At 66.9% G+C, this 16,110-nt stretch carries 22 protein-coding genes; 9 read left to right on the top strand and 13 right to left on the bottom strand.

All coding sequences use genetic code 11. From position 1 onward, the window contains the following. Window positions 1-58: 58 nt before the first annotated feature. Window positions 59-484 (bottom strand): ATP-binding protein, encoded by a 426-nt coding sequence (locus AC1DTF_RS30015; RefSeq protein ID WP_057167235.1) that lies wholly within the window; start codon window positions 482-484, stop codon window positions 59-61. A 115-nt stretch (window positions 485-599) separates the two neighbouring features. On the opposite strand from AC1DTF_RS30015, the gene AC1DTF_RS30010 reads away from it, so the two are divergent. The 4 genes from AC1DTF_RS30010 to AC1DTF_RS29995 all read left to right on the top strand — a co-directional run bounded on the left by AC1DTF_RS30010 (window position 600) and on the right by AC1DTF_RS29995 (window position 3,062). After that, window positions 600-722, top strand: a complete 123-nt coding sequence (locus tag AC1DTF_RS30010) for a hypothetical protein (protein WP_268766293.1) — start codon at window positions 600-602, stop codon at window positions 720-722. A gap of 90 nt (window positions 723-812) precedes the next feature. After that, on the top strand, window positions 813-1,016 hold the full coding sequence (locus tag AC1DTF_RS30005; protein WP_477476680.1) for a hypothetical protein: 204 nt from the start codon (window positions 813-815) through the stop codon (window positions 1,014-1,016). Window positions 1,017-1,100: 84 nt separating this feature from the next. Then, the gene (locus AC1DTF_RS30000) at window positions 1,101-2,069 is read left to right on the top strand and encodes a DoxX family protein (RefSeq protein ID WP_477476679.1); all 969 of its coding nucleotides are present in this window, start codon (window positions 1,101-1,103) and stop codon (window positions 2,067-2,069) included. A 15-nt stretch (window positions 2,070-2,084) separates the two neighbouring features. Next, window positions 2,085-3,062, top strand: coding sequence for an iron-containing redox enzyme family protein (locus tag AC1DTF_RS29995; RefSeq protein WP_477476678.1), 978 nt, complete (start codon window positions 2,085-2,087; stop codon window positions 3,060-3,062). A 1-nt stretch (window position 3,063) separates the two neighbouring features. On the opposite strand, the gene AC1DTF_RS29990 is transcribed toward AC1DTF_RS29995, so the two are convergent. The 5 genes from AC1DTF_RS29990 to AC1DTF_RS29970 are packed head-to-tail and all read right to left on the bottom strand — an operon-like array spanning window position 3,064 to window position 5,729. Next, window positions 3,064-3,753: a methyltransferase gene (locus AC1DTF_RS29990; protein ID WP_477476677.1), complete on the bottom strand. Its 690-nt coding sequence runs from the start codon at window positions 3,751-3,753 to the stop codon at window positions 3,064-3,066. Beyond that, on the bottom strand, window positions 3,750-4,733 hold the full coding sequence (locus tag AC1DTF_RS29985) for an LLM class F420-dependent oxidoreductase (protein WP_477476683.1): 984 nt from the start codon (window positions 4,731-4,733) through the stop codon (window positions 3,750-3,752). Before AC1DTF_RS29985 ends, AC1DTF_RS29990 begins: the two co-directional genes overlap by 4 nt. Before the next feature lie 41 nt (window positions 4,734-4,774). Next, window positions 4,775-5,308 carry a DUF6328 family protein gene (locus tag AC1DTF_RS29980; protein ID WP_477476682.1) on the bottom strand — a complete coding sequence of 178 codons (534 nt, stop codon included), beginning with the start codon at window positions 5,306-5,308 and terminating at the stop codon, window positions 4,775-4,777. A gap of 35 nt (window positions 5,309-5,343) precedes the next feature. Continuing rightward, window positions 5,344-5,499: a hypothetical protein gene (locus AC1DTF_RS29975; RefSeq protein ID WP_477476676.1), complete on the bottom strand. Its 156-nt coding sequence runs from the start codon at window positions 5,497-5,499 to the stop codon at window positions 5,344-5,346. Further along, window positions 5,496-5,729 carry a hypothetical protein gene (locus AC1DTF_RS29970; protein ID WP_057167241.1) on the bottom strand — a complete coding sequence of 78 codons (234 nt, stop codon included), beginning with the start codon at window positions 5,727-5,729 and terminating at the stop codon, window positions 5,496-5,498. Before AC1DTF_RS29970 ends, AC1DTF_RS29975 begins: the two co-directional genes overlap by 4 nt. 177 nt (window positions 5,730-5,906) lie before the next feature. Here AC1DTF_RS29970 and mbp1 point away from each other — a divergent pair, with 177 nt between their 5' ends. Next, window positions 5,907-6,143 carry a microaggregate-binding protein 1 gene (gene mbp1, locus AC1DTF_RS29965; protein ID WP_057167242.1) on the top strand — a complete coding sequence of 79 codons (237 nt, stop codon included), beginning with the start codon at window positions 5,907-5,909 and terminating at the stop codon, window positions 6,141-6,143. Window positions 6,144-6,225: 82 nt separating this feature from the next. Here mbp1 and usfY read toward each other — a convergent pair whose 3' ends face one another. From usfY to AC1DTF_RS29940, 5 genes are all read right to left on the bottom strand, one after another. Continuing rightward, complete coding sequence (gene usfY / locus AC1DTF_RS29960; RefSeq protein ID WP_057167243.1) at window positions 6,226-6,534, bottom strand: protein UsfY; 309 nt, start codon at window positions 6,532-6,534, stop codon at window positions 6,226-6,228. 83 nt (window positions 6,535-6,617) lie between these two features. Then, on the bottom strand, window positions 6,618-6,977 hold the full coding sequence (locus tag AC1DTF_RS29955; protein ID WP_057167244.1) for a hypothetical protein: 360 nt from the start codon (window positions 6,975-6,977) through the stop codon (window positions 6,618-6,620). Between the two features lie 96 nt (window positions 6,978-7,073). Then, on the bottom strand, window positions 7,074-7,763 hold the full coding sequence (locus AC1DTF_RS29950) for a PAS and ANTAR domain-containing protein (protein WP_477476675.1): 690 nt from the start codon (window positions 7,761-7,763) through the stop codon (window positions 7,074-7,076). Between the two features lie 11 nt (window positions 7,764-7,774). Then, complete coding sequence (locus AC1DTF_RS29945) at window positions 7,775-8,116, bottom strand: ArsR/SmtB family transcription factor (RefSeq protein ID WP_477476674.1); 342 nt, start codon at window positions 8,114-8,116, stop codon at window positions 7,775-7,777. Further along, window positions 8,113-8,541, bottom strand: coding sequence for an SRPBCC domain-containing protein (locus AC1DTF_RS29940; protein WP_477476673.1), 429 nt, complete (start codon window positions 8,539-8,541; stop codon window positions 8,113-8,115). Before AC1DTF_RS29940 ends, AC1DTF_RS29945 begins: the two co-directional genes overlap by 4 nt. A 151-nt stretch (window positions 8,542-8,692) precedes the next feature. On the opposite strand from AC1DTF_RS29940, the gene AC1DTF_RS29935 reads away from it, so the two are divergent. Beyond that, window positions 8,693-9,193: a restriction endonuclease gene (locus AC1DTF_RS29935; protein ID WP_477476681.1), complete on the top strand. Its 501-nt coding sequence runs from the start codon at window positions 8,693-8,695 to the stop codon at window positions 9,191-9,193. Here the strand turns inward: AC1DTF_RS29935 and lat are convergent. Both lat and AC1DTF_RS29925 read right to left on the bottom strand, forming a co-directional pair. Then, the gene (lat, locus tag AC1DTF_RS29930; RefSeq protein ID WP_477476672.1) at window positions 9,180-10,520 is read right to left on the bottom strand and encodes an L-lysine 6-transaminase; all 1,341 of its coding nucleotides are present in this window, start codon (window positions 10,518-10,520) and stop codon (window positions 9,180-9,182) included. The genes AC1DTF_RS29935 and lat overlap by 14 nt on opposite strands. A gap of 50 nt (window positions 10,521-10,570) precedes the next feature. Then, window positions 10,571-11,032: an Lrp/AsnC family transcriptional regulator gene (locus AC1DTF_RS29925; protein WP_057167248.1), complete on the bottom strand. Its 462-nt coding sequence runs from the start codon at window positions 11,030-11,032 to the stop codon at window positions 10,571-10,573. A gap of 18 nt (window positions 11,033-11,050) precedes the next feature. Between AC1DTF_RS29925 and hglS the strand changes: the two genes are divergently transcribed. From hglS to htpG, 3 genes are all read left to right on the top strand, one after another. Beyond that, window positions 11,051-12,250, top strand: coding sequence for a 2-oxoadipate dioxygenase/decarboxylase (gene hglS, locus AC1DTF_RS29920; protein WP_477476671.1), 1,200 nt, complete (start codon window positions 11,051-11,053; stop codon window positions 12,248-12,250). Continuing rightward, entirely contained in the window at window positions 12,247-13,791 is a 1,545-nt protein-coding gene (amaB, locus tag AC1DTF_RS29915; protein ID WP_477476670.1) for an L-piperidine-6-carboxylate dehydrogenase, read from the top strand. Before hglS ends, amaB begins: the two co-directional genes overlap by 4 nt. 62 nt (window positions 13,792-13,853) lie before the next feature. After that, window positions 13,854-15,761 carry a molecular chaperone HtpG gene (gene htpG / locus AC1DTF_RS29910; RefSeq protein ID WP_477476669.1) on the top strand — a complete coding sequence of 636 codons (1,908 nt, stop codon included), beginning with the start codon at window positions 13,854-13,856 and terminating at the stop codon, window positions 15,759-15,761. Window positions 15,762-16,110: the final 349 nt, after the last annotated feature.

The raw sequence follows: 16,110 nt of genomic DNA, 5'->3' as shown, positions 1-16,110 counted from the left end.
CCCTCAGGGAGTTCGCGGAGTTCGCGGAACATCTCGAGGACGTCGGCGTATTCCGAACTCACTGCAGCAGGCTCGCTCGTCTCGCAGTGAGCGAAATCCCGAACACACTGTCGGACTCGTTGAAGGTGCTGACCTCGTCGGTCAGCGAATTGAGCACGTGCCAGCTGAAGCTTCCCGGAGCCACGATGGTGTCCTCATCGGTCTCACAGGTCGCCGACGCACGGACCACCACCGCGTCCTCGCGCGGTTCGACCCGTACCAGCAACGGCGATCCGGGCACCGCCGACCGGATGAGCCGGGTGGCGGCCTCGTCGACCGCCAAGCGCAGATCAGAGACGGCGTCGAAATCCAGATCTTCGAATGTCGCCACGGCGGACACCAAAGCCCGCAGCACGGCCAGGTTCTCCACGGTGGCAGCCACCCGAAGTTCCACCGATCTGTCTCCGACGACCGCACCGTCGTGCGTGCCCGTACCGTGCACCATCTGACCTCCCGCTGAGTCCGCTCGGAGGTTACCCCACAACTGCTGGTAGCTAACCAACGGTCCTGCACCGCCTCACGGGTGTGTCACCTTGACGAGCCATGGGTAATCCCGCGCTATGAGCAACAACACGTTGCGCGGGGTCCTCATCGCCATCGCCGTGGTGCTGACCATCGCCGTACTCATCGCCATCGGTGTGTACGCCGTCGCTTTCATCATGCTCGGGCCGATGATGGCCTGAAATGAGCATGCCGCCCTCGGTACCCCGTCACACCGGGTCGACAAACCTTGAGGGCCGTTTCGCCGGTCATACCCCGGGTACTCATCCCCCATGACGAGTCCAGTTCCCGACGAGGTACCCGTCGCCGATGCCCTCGAGCAGTCCCGCGACGCCGCGGACACCGTCCCGGACCGGGAGTCCCCGGAGCCCGACCACGGCGCCCCGCCGCTGGAGGCGAGTACCGCCGACTGGCAGGAGCAGACCGCCGCGCTGGATCCGGACGCCGACGCCGACGAATTCGACCGCCGCGGCTGACGCGTTGGGAGCCAACCGGACCCGGCCGACGCCGGTCGGCTTGTTGCGTGTTTGCATCGTGCGAGGGGTGGGCATTCCTGGCCCATGTTGGTTCGACGAATCGCCCGCCCACTGTTGTCAGCCGCCTTCATCGGACAGGGTATTGAAGCCCTGCGAGACGTGAAGCCCGCCGCCGAGGTCGTACAGCCGACCCTTGACGCGGCCCAGGCGCTCCCGAGCTCGGTTGCCGATCAGATCCCCGACAATGCCGTCACCGTCGCGCGCGTCAACGCCGCCGTGCAGATCGGCGGCGGTCTGCTGTTGGCCACCGGCCGCATCCCACGGGTCGCCTCGGCGCTGCTGGCGGCCACCGTAATTCCCGGCAATCTCGGCAAGCACATGTTCTGGGACGAGACCGATCCGGCTCTCAAGGCCGAGAAGCGTCGCGGGTTCCTGACCGACCTGAGCCTGATCGGCGGCCTGGTGCTCGCGTCGGCCGACACGGCCGGGAAGCCGTCACTGGGCTGGCGCGGCCGGCGTGCCGGACGCCGTGTGGCCGAACGCGTTTCAGCCGCGCTGCCGTCGTCCTCGCACGACGCACTGATCGATGCGGAGCTGGCCGACAAGCTCAGTCACGGCGTACAGACCGGCGTCGACCGCGGCCGCGAATTGGCCGAGACGGCCTACGACCGGGCCGCCCCGCTGGCCGCGACCGCATACGAGCGCAGCGCCAAGGCGCTACGAAAGGCCGAAGACCGTGCCGCACCGCTGGCGGCCCAGGCCTATGAGCGCAGCGCGCACGCCCTGCAGAAGGGCGCCGACAAGGCCGCACCGCTGGCCGCCGAAGCCTATGAGCGCAGCGCGCTGGCCCTGCAGCGGGGCGCCGACAAGGCCGCACCGCTGGCCGCCGAAGCCTATGAGCGCAGCGCTTACGCCCTGCAGAAGGGTGCCGACAGGGYCGCACCGCTGGCCGCCGAGGCACGTCGCCGGGGCACGGAATTGGCCGAGACCGCCATCGAGCAGGGTGGCGACCAGCTGTCCTCGGGCTGGCGACGGGTGCGCAAGCAGGTCTGATGCCGTCCTGATGTCGTGACGGCCTCGCCTCCCCTGCCCGCCGCCGGCCCGTCGTCGGCGGCGGTGACAGCGCACCTGGCAGGGCGGGTGCAGGACCTCACCCGCGTGCGGCCCGGCAGCGCCGACCCGGTGGGGCTCGACGTGCAGCTGGCACGGTATGTCTGTTATGAGTTGGCCTACCGGGGCTTCCAGGGCGTCGATCCGAGGTGGGAATGGGACGCCGACCTGATCGGACTGCGCAGCCGGCTCGAACAGGTCTTTCTCGACCACCTTCGCGACTGCGCCGGCGATACCGGCGGGATATCGGCTGCCGAGGAGATGCGTCGGCTCACCGCGAAGTCCGACGACGTCGGCGGGCCGGCACACTTTCTGCACCACCACGGGAGCTGGCAGCAGATGCGCGAGTACTTCGTGCACCGCTCACTGCACCGGCTCAAGGAAGCCGATCCGCAGGCGGGGGTCATCCCCCGGCTCACCGGGCAGGCCAAGGCATCGTTCGTGGCCGTCGAGTTCGACGAGTACGGCGCCGGTCACGCCGCGCACATGGACCAGCGGCTGTTCGCCGAGTTGATGGCGGCCGCTGAACTCGACGATACCTATCTGGCGTACCTGGGCGCGGTCCCCGCGGTGTCGCTGACGGTGGTGAACCTGATGTCGATGTTCGGGCTGCACCGCAGTCTGCGCGGCGCCGCGGTCGGGCACTTCGCGGTGGCCGGGATCACCTCACCGCCGTATTCGCGGCGGTTGGCGGATGCACTGGAGGGGATGGACGCTCCCGGTCCGTGCACGAAGTTCTATCGCGAACACGCGTGCGTTCCCGAGAACGACATGGCGTTCGAGGTGGTCGGCGATCTGTTGGAGGCCGAGCCCGAGCTCAACGAGGATGTGGTGTTCGGCATCCGCGCGCACGATATCGTCGAGAATCGGCTCGCCGAGCACATGCTGAAGAGTTGGGCGGCCGAGGAGACCTCACTACTGCAGGCGCTGAGCTGAATCAGGCCGGCTTGTCGGCCCTGATGACGGCGATCTGCTCTTCCCGTCGCCCGGTGTCGAGTCGTCCGGTCTGCTCCAGCCAGCCCGCCTGCTCACTGAGCACCGGGCCGAACCGGACCTGTTCGGTGAGCACGATCCGGGCATCGAGGCCGCTGCCGCGCAACTGCTCCAACGACCGGTCGATATCGGAGAGCTCCGACTGCACCAACAGCAATGCCCCGCCGTCGGCGAGCATCCCGGCGGCCACCTGGCACAGCGGGTCCAAAATCAGCCTGCCATCGGGGCCCCCGTTCCACGGCGTGCTCGGCGCACCCCACGCGCCGGGCGTCGCGCCGCGACCGTCGGGCTGCATCGGCACCCCGGGCGGATTACACGCCACCACATCGAAYGGTGCGCATTCCAGCGCCTGCGTCCATGACCCCAGCCGGATGTGGACATCCGCCCCGGCAACCGATGCGCGGGTTCGGGCGTACTGCACGGCGCGGGGACAGATGTCGAACCCCGTGACGCTTCTGGCGCCCAGGCCGGCGGCAGCCATTGCGACCACGCCGCTACCGGAGCACAGATCCAGCACGCGGCGCCCGGCCACCGCCGCGGCTTCCTGCAGAGCCTGCACCAAAAGATACGAATCCTGTTGCGGCCGATACACAGTGGCGAGTTCCGAGGCTGTCCGGGTGAAAGTCGTTCTCATCCGAGTTCCGCGCGCAATGCGGTCAACAGCGGTTGGGCCGCCTCGGACAGGAACTGATCCTGGGTGTCCCCGCCGATCTGGATCAGCGCAATGTCGGTGAAACCGGCGTCCCGGTAGGGTCGCACCGCCTCGATGATGGCGTCGAGATCGGGCCCGCAGGGTATCGCCGATGCCACGTCCTCGGGCCGGACGAACTTGGTGGCCGCGGCGAACCCTGCCGGGGTGGGCAGGTCGGCGTTGACCGGCCATCCGCCGGCGAACCACCGGAACTGATCGTGGGCACGAGCGATCGCAGTGTCCCGGTCGGGATCCCAGCAGACGGGCAGCTGACCGATGACGCGCCCCTCGGTCAGGCCCATCCCCTGGCGCTGGTGGTGCCAGCCCTGCACGACATCGGTGTCGGGCGCGGTGTTGATCAGATGGTCGGACAGCACGGCCAGTTCCCCGACCGCCCGGTCCCCCGCCATCGCGACCGCGAGCCCGACCGGCTCCTGCGGCAGATCCCACAGCCGTGCGGAATCGACCGAGAAGTACTCGCCGTGGAAGTCCACCAGATCGCCGCCGAGAAGCTCCCGGATCACCTTGATGGCTTCGGCGAGCATGTCCAGCCGGCGACCTGCGGTCGGCCAACCCTGACCCACGACGTGCTCGTTGAGGTTTTCGCCGCTGCCCAGCCCGAGGGTGAACCTGCCGTCGGCGAGGATCTGCACGGTCGCGGCCTGCTGCGCCACCACCGCGGGGTGATACCGCATCGTCGGACAGGTCACGTACGAGTAAAGGCCCACCTCGGAGGTCGCGTGGGCCACTGCGCCGAGCACCGGCCAGGCATTGGGGGCGTGCCCTTGCGCTGCCAGCCATGGCGAAAAGTGATCACTGCAGACCTCGAAGTCGAACCCGACCTGTTCGGCGGAAACCGCATGGCGAACAAGATTTTTGGGACCAGTCTGCTCGGTCATCAGGGTGTAGCCGAATCTGGTCATGGCCGGGGCATACCCGATCACCCGCTGGGCAAACGCGGCGCTCAACGCTCCGGGCTATGCTCTGCGGTCTCACATTCCGTTGGCCCGGCCCGTATCCGCAGCACCAGTGGCAGCACCAACCAGCAGGCCACCAGGCCCAGTCCGGTGGTCAGACCCGCCAGCACACCGGCCCACAGGTCGAGGACCGCACCGAAGATCAGCACCATCACGCCGGACAGCGTGAGTGCCAGCAGCAGGATGCCGGCATAGGCCAGCCAGTGCGCGGTCGTCACCACCAGATCCAGCCGGTGGCGGCGGAACAGCAGCCGGTGGATGCCGATCGGGGCGATCAACAACACCGTCGCACCTATGGAACACGACACCGTGACCAGGTAGACGATCCGCAGCTCGAGTCGTAGGCCCTCGAAGCCGTCGTGAAACGGCAGGGTCAGCAGCAGGCCGGTGAGCAGTTGGACTCCGGTCTGCACCACCCTCAACTCCTGCAAAAGGCTGGACCAGTTACGGTCCAGCCTTTGCGTACTCGTCTCGTGACGAGCGTTTTCATTCCAACGTCGGTCGCGCTCCAGATCGTCCACGTCGACCTCGTCGGGCCGCGGCACTTCTCCGCCCGCTAATACCAGGCACGCCTACCGGCCACCGGCCTGCCGATGGCACCCAGTGCCCAKAAGACCGCGCCGACGACGAGCAGAACGACCCCGACGACCCACAGCAGATACACATCCAGCACGAAGCCGAGGATCAGCAGTATTGCTCCGAGAACGATCACGACACCCTCATTTCCATCGGACCCATCGAACTGGGCTCTGGCAGTTTGCAATTCGCCACCTTGGGGTTCACGCCCGCGTAGTTCAGTGGCCCGGCGACCACGGTCAGCGCGATGGTCCCGGCGGTCGCACAGTTGGTGGCGCCGCTGTCGAAGTAATCGCGCTGAAACGCCGCGAACACCCCGATCAACAACCAGATCAACACCAGCGTGCCGATGAGTCCGCGTCCCATGAATCCTCCAGTTTGCTATGGATGAATGCAGACGGCGGGTACCCCTTTGACGGTCGCGTCAAACCTGTTTGGGGGTACTGAAAACTGTGTCGTGGCCCAGGTTTGGCCCGCCAGGCCACCGGGAAGCCTGCGGTGGTGCGGGAAAACCAATCCACTCCCGTAGCGGAAAGGTTGAACATGACTGACAAGAAGACCGGCCCCGAATCCGGCATCAGCGGCGTCGTCGAAGACGTCAAGGGCAAGGCCAAGGAGGCCGTGGGCACCGTCACCGGCCAGGACGATCTGCGGCGCGAGGGCGCGGCCCAACAGGACAAGGCCGAAGCCGAGCGCGATGTGGCCAAGAAGGAAGCCGAGGCCGAGAGCGCTCGCGCCGGCGCCGACGCAGCCGAGCAGCGCCAGAAGGCAGAGCAGTAACTGCCCTCGCGGCTCCACGGACCGGCCCAGCCCAGCTCCCCCGCGGGGCTGGGCCTTTCCGTGTTCGGGCCGTCCTCAGGGGCTAACTGGCGGGACGCTGGCGGATGACCTCGGGGTGCTCGGCATACCACCGCTCTTCGAGGCGGCGCACCCGAACATGCTCGACGGTCATCCACAGCGCGCCGATGACAAAACCGGCGGCCGACAGCGAACCGAGCATCAGCCCGACGTCATGGTGCCGGGTGGCGAAGGCGGCAAGACAACCGACGAACAGTACGAGTGCCACTCCGATCACGACCAGCGCGGGCATGATCACGTTGTCCGTCATGGACTCGCCGGCGTGGGTGCGCGTCGTGCGGGTGTGGTCTACAGGATCTCTGGGGCCTTTCATGGCGCCTCCTTCTCCCCAACCTGACCCGTTACCGGGTTACCTCAAGGGTAGGACTGTCCGCACTTCGCTGCGGCCGAACGCCGTCATCCGCCGAACCCGGCCAACGCCGGAAGGCTCATGGTCAGGACCGTCATCATCAGCAGCATCAGAAACCAGCCGGCGCCCTGCCACGCCCACCATGTCTGCCGGTGCTTCCAGGTTTGATACGTGCGCACAAACGCGCGGACGCCGCCCCCGAAAAGGATCACCGGCGCGCCCAGGGCCAGCACGATGCGTTGCGGCCGTCCGCACGTCGCCGAATCGACGACCGCGCCGTCGCAGCCACGGGCCAGTATCGCCGCCACGGTGAGGAACAGAACGCCCAGCACGGCCGTCACCAGACCGAATCGGATCGCGGCGCTCACCTCGGGGTCGTCGCGTTGCAGTCTCGGTTCGGCGTGCATCGACGCTCACCTCGCCGCGGGGATTCCGGAGCGGGGCACACCTGTGGCGCCGGTCACCATGAGCGGTGGATGCCCGAGCAGACCGGGGTGTAAACGTCAGGAGTCGACGCGCAGGTGGGCGGTCAGTAGCAGCCGGTCGTACACGCTGCGATGCGGCAGAAGTTCGTGGTAATCGAGTTCGAGAAAGTCCTTGGCGATCTGCTCGGTGAGCGCCCTGAGCTTGGTGTTGGTTTCCTGCGAGCGCCATTTCAGCAGCTCGAACGCGGCGTCGGCGCTGATGCGGTAGATCAGCATGAGCATGCCCTTGGCCTGTTCGATACCGCTACGGGCCTCGGCGATCTCGGCAACGGCCTCGCTGACACGCTCCTGCTGCTCGCGCGTGCCGGTCTGCGCCGAGGGCGTGGCGTCGATGTAGAACCCATGGGTGCCGATGACGGTGCTGCCGTCATCGCCGAACAACTGGTCGGCGACGACCACGACATGGTGGGTGTTGCCGCGGGTGTCGACGATCCGGTGCCGGGTGCTGAACGCCGCGCCGGTGCGCCGGATCTCGGCCAGCGTGGCCGCGACCTGACCGTAGTCATCCGGATGTTTGTGTGCCAGCACCAGTTCGGTGGTGGGCTCTACCGCGCCGGGCTCGTAACCGTGCATGCGCTGCACCTGTTCGGACCATTCCCATCGCTCATCGGCGAAATGGAAACGAAACCAACCGACGTGTTGATGCTCACCACCGGCGAGTGCGGGCTCGTCCGGCAGTTGTTTGCCAAGGTGTTGTCCATCGCTCATCTCACGATGGATTATGCCCGTTCATCCAGCCCTTCGGCGATGCGCTTGATAGCCAAAAGGCGACGATCCCATTGCTGCCCGATCACTGTGAGTTGGGTGCCCAGCGCGCCCAACCGGGCACCGAGCGCGCGATAGCGAACCTCGCGACCGGCGCGGACGGACTCGACGAGACCGGCCTCGGCCAGCACCACCAAGTGCTTGGCGATCGCCTGCCTGCTCACCGGGAGTCGGGTTGCCAGCGCACTGGCCGACATCTCGGCGGCGCCGAGTTCGGTGAGGATGCGCCAACGCGTTTCGTCGGCCAGCGCGGCCAGCAGCGCCGTCGGCTCCGACGCGGGAGGTGTGGCCGTCACGACGCCGGCGTCAGGAATTCGACCAGTTCACCGAGTTCGGCGGTCCACCCACCCTGGTTGTCGGCGTGCGCGGCCTCGGGGTTGTGCAATTGTTCGAACCCGCTCTCCACCAGCGCGAGTCGCGTCCCGCCGTCGACCTCGACGAGCTCGATGCGCACCACCGTCGAGTTCCCGGGCACCGGGTCGGTGTCGGCCTCCCTGGCCCACCGGTACACCAGCAGCCGGGGCTTCTCGGCCTGTTCCACGAGCACCCGGTGCTTGCCGTGATCGGACCAGCCGAAGAAGCCGGTGCCACCGGCGACGGCCTCGAACTCCGCGCTGTCACCGAACCATTGTGCGATCAGATCCGCTTCGGTGAGCGCCGACCACACCTTGGTGATGGGGGCGGCGATGTCGATGCTGCGGGTGATGTCGAGCGTGTCCATGGGTTCTCCTTCGTCGGCTGATGTGCAACCCCAGAATTGCATGATGCCCGGTTTAACGCAATCCTGAGGTTGCATGTCGTCCGATCGGCCTGTCGGAGCCGTCGCCTACCATGCGAGCGTGCGGATCAAGATCGTTCTCGCGGTAGGCATCATGGCCGGTGCCGCGGCATATGCCGCGGGCGCCGGGTGGCAACTGGCATTGACCGCCGCACTGCTCGCGCCGCTCTCGGTGGCGGCGGTGCCGCATTTCCTGTCCGGGTTGCGCACCCCGGCGCCCGACGAGAATCCGATCGACACCATGTCGGGAACCGAGTTCGAGGACTACATCGCCCGCATCGCCCGCTCCTGCGGCGCCCCGGTGATCATGACCTCGATCACCGGCGATTGGGGTGTCGACCTCATCATCGGTCGTCGCCCCGAACGTCTTGCCGTGCAGTGCAAACGGATGAACCGTCCGGTCGGCACGAGCGCCGTCCAAGAGGTTGTGGCCGGTGCCGCGATGCAGGACTGCACTCACACCATGGTGGTGACCAACAACGAGTTCACGCCTGCGGCAAGGAAACTGGCCGAACGACACGACTGCATCCTGGTCACCGGGGCGGACATCCCCAGACTCAAGGGGCTGATCCGCGGGCTGACTACATCCCGCTGAGGACGTCGCGCACCGCGTCCACCGCGGTGTCGATCTCGGCGGCGGTCACCGTCAGGGCCGGCCGGAACCGCACCGAATCCGTACCGCTGGCCAGCATGATCACCTGCCGGTCCCACAACCGCCGGATCAGTTCGTCCCGCTCGGTGGCGGTGCGCATGCTGAACGCGCACATCAGCCCGCGGCCCCGTGGATCGAGCACACGGTCGGGGAACTCACCGGCCAACTCGCGCAGCCGGTCCAGCAGACGCCGTCCCGCCACGGCGGCATCGGCGATCAGATCGTCGGATTCGATGACCTCAAGGATGCGCCGGGCGCGCACCATGTCGGTGAGGTTGCCACCCCAGGTGGAGTTGATCCGGGAACTGGTGTGGAACACGTTGTCGACGATCTCATCGACGCGTCCGCCGGCCATAACACCGCACACCTGGGTCTTCTTACCGAAGGCCACCACATCCGGGGTGACGCCCAATTGCTGGTAGGCCCAGGCAGTTCCGGAGATACCGCACCCGGTCTGCACCTCGTCGAAGATGAGCAGTGCGTCGAACTCATCGCACAGTGCACGCATGGCCGCGAAGAATTCGGGCCGGATGTGCCGGTCACCGCCTTCGCCCTGAATCGGCTCGGCGATGAAACAGGCGATGTCGTGCGGGTGCGCCTCGAATGCGGCACGCGCCTGGCGAAGTGACTCGGCCTCCAGCTCGGCGATGTCGACGCCCGGCCGTAGATACGGCGCGTCGATACGCGGCCAGTCGAACTTCGGGAAGCGGGCGACCTTGTTGGGGTCGGTGTTGGTCAGCGACATCGTGTAGCCACTGCGGCCGTGGAAGGCGCCACGCAGGTGCAGGACCCGGGTGCCCAGCGCCGGATCGATGCCGCGGGCCTCGTTGTGGCGGCTCTTCCAGTCGAAGGCCACCTTCAGCGCGTTCTCGACGGCGAGGGCTCCCCCGTCGACGAAGAACAGATGCGGCAGCGCCGGATCACCCAGCACCCTGGCGAAGGTCTCGACGAATCGCGCCATAGGCACGGTGTAGATATCGGAGTTGCTCGGCTTGTTCACCGCCGCCTGCGCCAGTTCGGCGCGGAAGGTCTCGTCGTCGGCCAGGGCCGGGTGGTTCATGCCGAGCGCCGACGATGCGAAGAACGTGAACATGTCCAGGTAGCGCCGGCCGTCGCGGGCATCGACCAGGACCGATCCTCGGGATCGTTCGAGATCGAGCACCAGATCCATGCCGTCGGCCAGCATGTTGCGGCCCAGCACATCGTGCACCTGGCGGGCCGGGATCTCGGCGGGGCGCTGGTGGTCGGCAGAAGTCAGAACAGCGGTCATGGGCGCCATCCTAACGCAATTTTTACGCTCGACGCACCACCAAACAGGAACTATTCCGGCAGGTTGGTTCTTCCATCGTAAAAAGTCTGTAAGATGATGGTGCTTCGCGTGCGGACATTGGCCGCCGTGCGGATCCGTTGCAGCAGGTCTTCGAGGGTCCGCGCCGAGGCGACACGCACCAGCAGCACGTAGCTCTCATCGCCGGCCACCGAATAGCACGACTCGATCTCGTCGATGTGGCGCAGCCGGGCCGGAGCGTCATCGGGTTGAGAGGGATCAAGAGGAGTGATGGCCACGAACGCCGACAACATGTGTCCGACGGTCTCGGGGTTGATCCGGGCCGTGTACCCGGTCACCACGCCGCGGGATTCCAGTCGACGCACCCGCGACTGCACCGCCGAGACCGACAGCCCCGCGGTCGTCGCGAGGTGCGCCAGCGTCGCGCGTCCATCCGCGATGAGCTCCCGCACCAGGATCCGATCGATGTCGTCGAGGTGCTCGGTGTCGACCATGGCCGGAGACTATCGCAGATGACCGTGCCCACTTCACAGCTGCGCGCATCGTTCGCCGTTGCGCTGTCGCACATGTACGGCGCCGAAGTTCCCGCCTACACCACCCTGGTCGAGGTCACCTCCGAGGTGAACCGCGGTCACACCGGCTCGGAGGCGCTCGGGTCGCCGGCGCGGGTCACCGCGGAACGCCACGGCGCGATCCGGGTGGGTAGTGCCGCCGAACTTGCCGACGCGGCCGACCTTTTCGCGGCGTTCGGCATGCTCCCGGTCGGCTTCTACGATCTCCGCGAGGCGGCGTCACCGGTTCCGGTGGTGTCCACGGCGTTCCGCCCCATCGATTCGGACGAGTTGGACGCCAACCCTTTCCGGGTGTTCACCTCGATGCTTGCCACCGACGACGCCCGGTTCTTCTCCCCCGACCTGCAGACCAGGATGGGCACCTTCATCGCCCGGCGACAACTCTTCGACCCGGATTTGATCGGCCAAGCCCGCCGCATCGCCGCCGACGGCTGCCCGCGCGAGGATGCCGAGGACTTCGTGCGCCGTGCCGCCGCGGCATTCGCGCTGTCCCGCGCACCGATCGACAAGGCCTGGTACGAGGAGTTGGCCGCGGTGTCGGCGGTGGCCGCCGACATCGCCGGTGTGCGCACCACCCACATCAACCACCTCACGCCCCGCGTGCTGGACATCGATGAGCTGTATGCCCGGATGACCGCTCGGGGCGTCACCATGATCGACGCGATCCAGGGACCACCGCGCACCGCCGGGCCCGCGGTACTGCTGCGACAGACCTCGTTTCGGGCCCTCGCCGAACCGCGACGTTTCCGAGGCTCCGACGGCACGGTGTTCGACGGCGCCCTGCGGGTGCGCTTCGGTGAGGTCGAGGCTCGCGGGGTGGCGCTCACCCCGGCGGGTCGCGAACGTTACGACGCCGCGATGGCCGCCCCCCAGCGCTGGGATGAGTACTTCCCGGATACCGATGCCGCCATGGCCGCTGCGGGGCTCGCCTACTACCGCGGCGGAGACCCGGCGAAACCCGTTGTCTACGAGGATTTTCTGCCCGCATCTGCGGCCGGCATCTTCCGTTCGAATCTGGATACCGATGCCGAGCCGGTGCAGCAGTCCGACCAGCCGGGCTACAGCCTCGACTGGATGTCGGGCGCCATCGACCACCACATCCACGACCCTTACGCCCTCTACGAGAAAGCGGCATCATGACCGTCATGCAGACCAGTACTCTCCCCACCGCCGATGACCTTCGCGACCAGGTACGTGTCGCGCTACAGGCGATCGGCGCCGACGCCCGGCTCGGGGCACCGGGCGAGCCGGGGCTGCCTGCGGGCACCCCGATCAGCGGCGACGTGCTCTTCTCGGTTCCCGAGCACACCGCAGCGCAGACCGAGGACGCCATTGCCGCCGCTGCCGCCGCATTCCTCGGCTGGCGGACCACTCCGGCTCCGGTCCGTGGCGCGCTGGTGGCGCGGCTCGGCGAACTGCTCACCGAGCACAAGACCGATCTCGCCACGTTGGTCACCGTGGAGGCCGGAAAGATCACCTCCGAGGCACTCGGCGAAGTGCAGGAGATGATCGACATCTGCCAGTTCGCCGTCGGGTTGTCCCGCCAGCTCTACGGCAAGACGATCGCCTCCGAACGGCCCGGCCACCGGCTCATGGAGACCTGGCATCCGGTCGGTGTGGTCGGCGTGATCACCGCCTTCAACTTCCCGGTCGCGGTGTGGGCGTGGAACACCGCCGTCGCGCTGGTGTGCGGGGACACCGTGGTCTGGAAACCATCCGAGCTGACCCCATTGACCGCCATCGCGTGTCAGGCGCTGATCGAGCGTGCCTGTGCCGACGTGGGCGCGTCGGAGAACGTCGCCCGGCTCATCCAGGGTGGCCGCGAGATCGGCGAGCAGCTCGTCGACGATCCGCGGGTCGCGCTGGTGAGCGCAACCGGATCGGTGCGGATGGGTCAGGAAGTCGGCCCGCGGGTGGCTCGCCGTTTCGGCAAGGTACTGCTGGAATTGGGCGGCAACAACGCCGCCATCGTCACCCCGTCTGCGGATCTCGATCTCGCGGTGCGCGCGATCGTGTTCTCGGCGGCCGGGACGGCCGGTCAGCGGTGCACGACGATGCGACGCGTGATCGCGCACTCCTCGATCGCCGATGAGCTGTGCCGGCGGGTCGCGGCGGCCTACAAGACGCTGCCCATCGGTGATCCTTCCGTCGAGGGCACTCTGGTGGGTCCGCTGATCCACGCCCGCGCCTACCGCGACATGGTCGGTGCGCTGGAGGCCGCGCGTGCCGACGGCGGCGAGGTCATCGGCGGGCACCGCCACGAGATGGGTGACGAGGGCGCGTACTACGTCGCCCCGGCGCTGGTCCGGATGCCGGCGCAGACCGAGGTGGTGCACAACGAGACCTTCGCCCCGATTCTGTACGTACTGACTTACGAGGATCTGGACTCCGCGATCGAGTTGAACAACGCCGTGCCGCAGGGCCTTTCGTCGGCGATCTTCACCACCGACATCCGTGAGGCGGAGCGGTTCATGGCCGCGGACGGCTCGGACTGCGGTATCGCCAACGTGAACATCGGCACCTCGGGCGCCGAGATCGGCGGCGCGTTCGGTGGCGAGAAGCAGACGGGCGGCGGCCGGGAGTCCGGGTCCGACTCCTGGAAGGCCTATATGCGCCGGGCGACCAACACCGTGAACTACTCATCCGAGCTGCCGCTCGCCCAGGGCGTGCAGTTCGGGTGAGCAGGGCCGGGTCCAACCCCGGGTCGCTGCGCTCCTGCCCGCCGCACGTAATATCGCGGGCTGTGAGCGAGCAGGTCGAACAGCGGGAATTCCAGGCCGAGGCCCGTCAGCTGTTGCAGCTGATGGTGCACTCCATCTACTCCAACAAGGACTCGTTCCTACGGGAACTGGTCTCGAACGCCTCCGACGCCTTGGACAAGCTGAGGCTCGCGGCGTACCAGGACAAGGACTTGGAGGTCGACACCTCCGACCTGCACATCGAGATAGACGCGGATAGCGCGGCTCGGACGCTGACGATTCGCGACAACGGCATCGGGATGTCCCGTGACGAGGTCGTCGACCTGATCGGCACGCTCGCCAAGTCCGGTACCGGCGAACTGCGCCGCAAGCTCAGTGAGGCGCAGCAGCAGGGTGAGGTCAGCGACCTCATCGGCCAGTTCGGCATCGGGTTCTATTCGACGTTCATGGTGGCCGACTCGGTTGTGCTGCTGACCCGCAAGGCGGGCGAGAGCACCGCCACCCGTTGGGAATCCAGCGGCGACGGGACCTACACCATCGCCACCGTCGACGACGCTCCGCAGGGCACGTCGGTCACCTTGCACCTCAAGCCCGAGGACGCCGACGACGAGCTGCACGACTACACCGCGCCGTGGAAGATCCGGCAGCTGGTCAAGAAGTACTCCGACTTCATCTCCTGGCCGATCCGGATGGAGGTCGAGAAGACCGTTCCGGCCACCGAGGACGGTGGCGAGCCGACCCTCACCGTCGAGACGGAGACCATCAACTCGCGGACCGCTTTGTGGGCGAAGTCCAAGAGCGAGGTGTCCGACGAGGAGTACCGGGARTTCTATCGGCACATCGCCCATGCCTGGGATGAGCCACTCGATGTCATTTCCATGAAGGCCGAAGGCACCTTCGAGTATCAGGCGTTGTTGTTCATCCCGTCCCAGGCGCCGTTCGACCTGTTCAACCGCGACGGGCACACCGGTGTGCAGTTGTACGTAAAGCGTGTCTTCATCATGGGCGACTGCGACGAGCTCGTGCCGCCGTACCTGCGGTTCGTCAAGGGTGTCGTCGATGCACAGGACATGTCGCTCAACGTGTCTCGTGAAATTCTCCAGCAGGACCGCCAGATCAAGGTGATCCGGCGCAGCCTCACCAAGAAGGTGCTCTCGGCGATCAAGGACCTGCAGGCCAACCGCCCGGACGACTACGCGACCTTCTGGACACAGTTCGGCCGCGCGTTCAAGGAGGGCCTGCTCACCGATACCGACAACCGCGACACCGTGCTCGGGCTGTCGTCGTTCGCGTCGACGTTCAGTCCGGACACTCCGACGACGCTGGCCGACTACGTGAGCCGGATGAAGGACGACCAGGAACAGATTTTCTACGCGACGGGCGAATCACGCCAATTGCTGGAGCACTCCCCCCATCTGGAGGCATTCAAGGCCAAGGGATATGAAGTGCTGCTGCTCACCGACCCGGTCGACGAGGTGTGGGTCGAGTCGGTGCCGGAGTTCGACGGCAAGGCGCTGCAGTCCGTGGCCAAGGGCGAAGTCGATCTCGGTTCCGCAGAGGACAAGGCCGACACCGACCACAGCGATTTCGCCGATCTGCTGACCTGGCTGCAGGAGACGCTCGACGAGCAGGTCAAGGAAGTGCGTCTGTCGACCCGACTGACCTCGTCGCCGGCCTGCCTGATCACCGACGCCTTCGGCATCACCCCACAGTTGGCGCGCATGTACCGCGCCTCCGGTCAGGAGGTGCCGGTGGGCAAACGCATCCTGGAGCTCAACCCCGACCATGCCCTCGTCACCGGCCTGCGGGACGCCTTGGCGTCGTCACCGGACGGGCTCAGCGATACTGCCGAGTTGCTCTACGGCACAGCTCTTCTCGCCGAGGGTGGATCGCTCGACGATCCGGCGCGCTTCGCCGCCATTCTCGCCGACCGGTTGGCCAAGACCTTCTAGACACCCACGGCGCAGGTCACGGGTCGCCTGGGGTCAAAGGCAGCGGGGTTCGTCGTGGCGGGTCCGGCTCTGCACTGTGCGCCGGCTCCCGCCGTCATTTGGTGTTCACTGTGTAGTTCTTACGAAATCATTGGTGACCACACTTGGTGACCACGCTGGGGAGCGGTCGTCGGGTCTGGATGGCTTACGGCATTGGTGTTGAGTTAGGCGGTGTCGCTGAGTGTTTCGAGGGTGACGTGGTAGCCGAGGGCTTCGAGCTGTCGGATGGCGTGGTTCTTGGTGGGGCCAGGTCGTCGGGTTGTGTAGTAGTCCGCGCCGGGATCGCGGTAGAAGTCGCCGTTGGTGAGCA

It is taken from the genome of Mycobacterium sp. P4_H6, from assembly GCF_056400845.1.
This window is presented reverse-complemented; position numbering and strand designations above follow the sequence as displayed.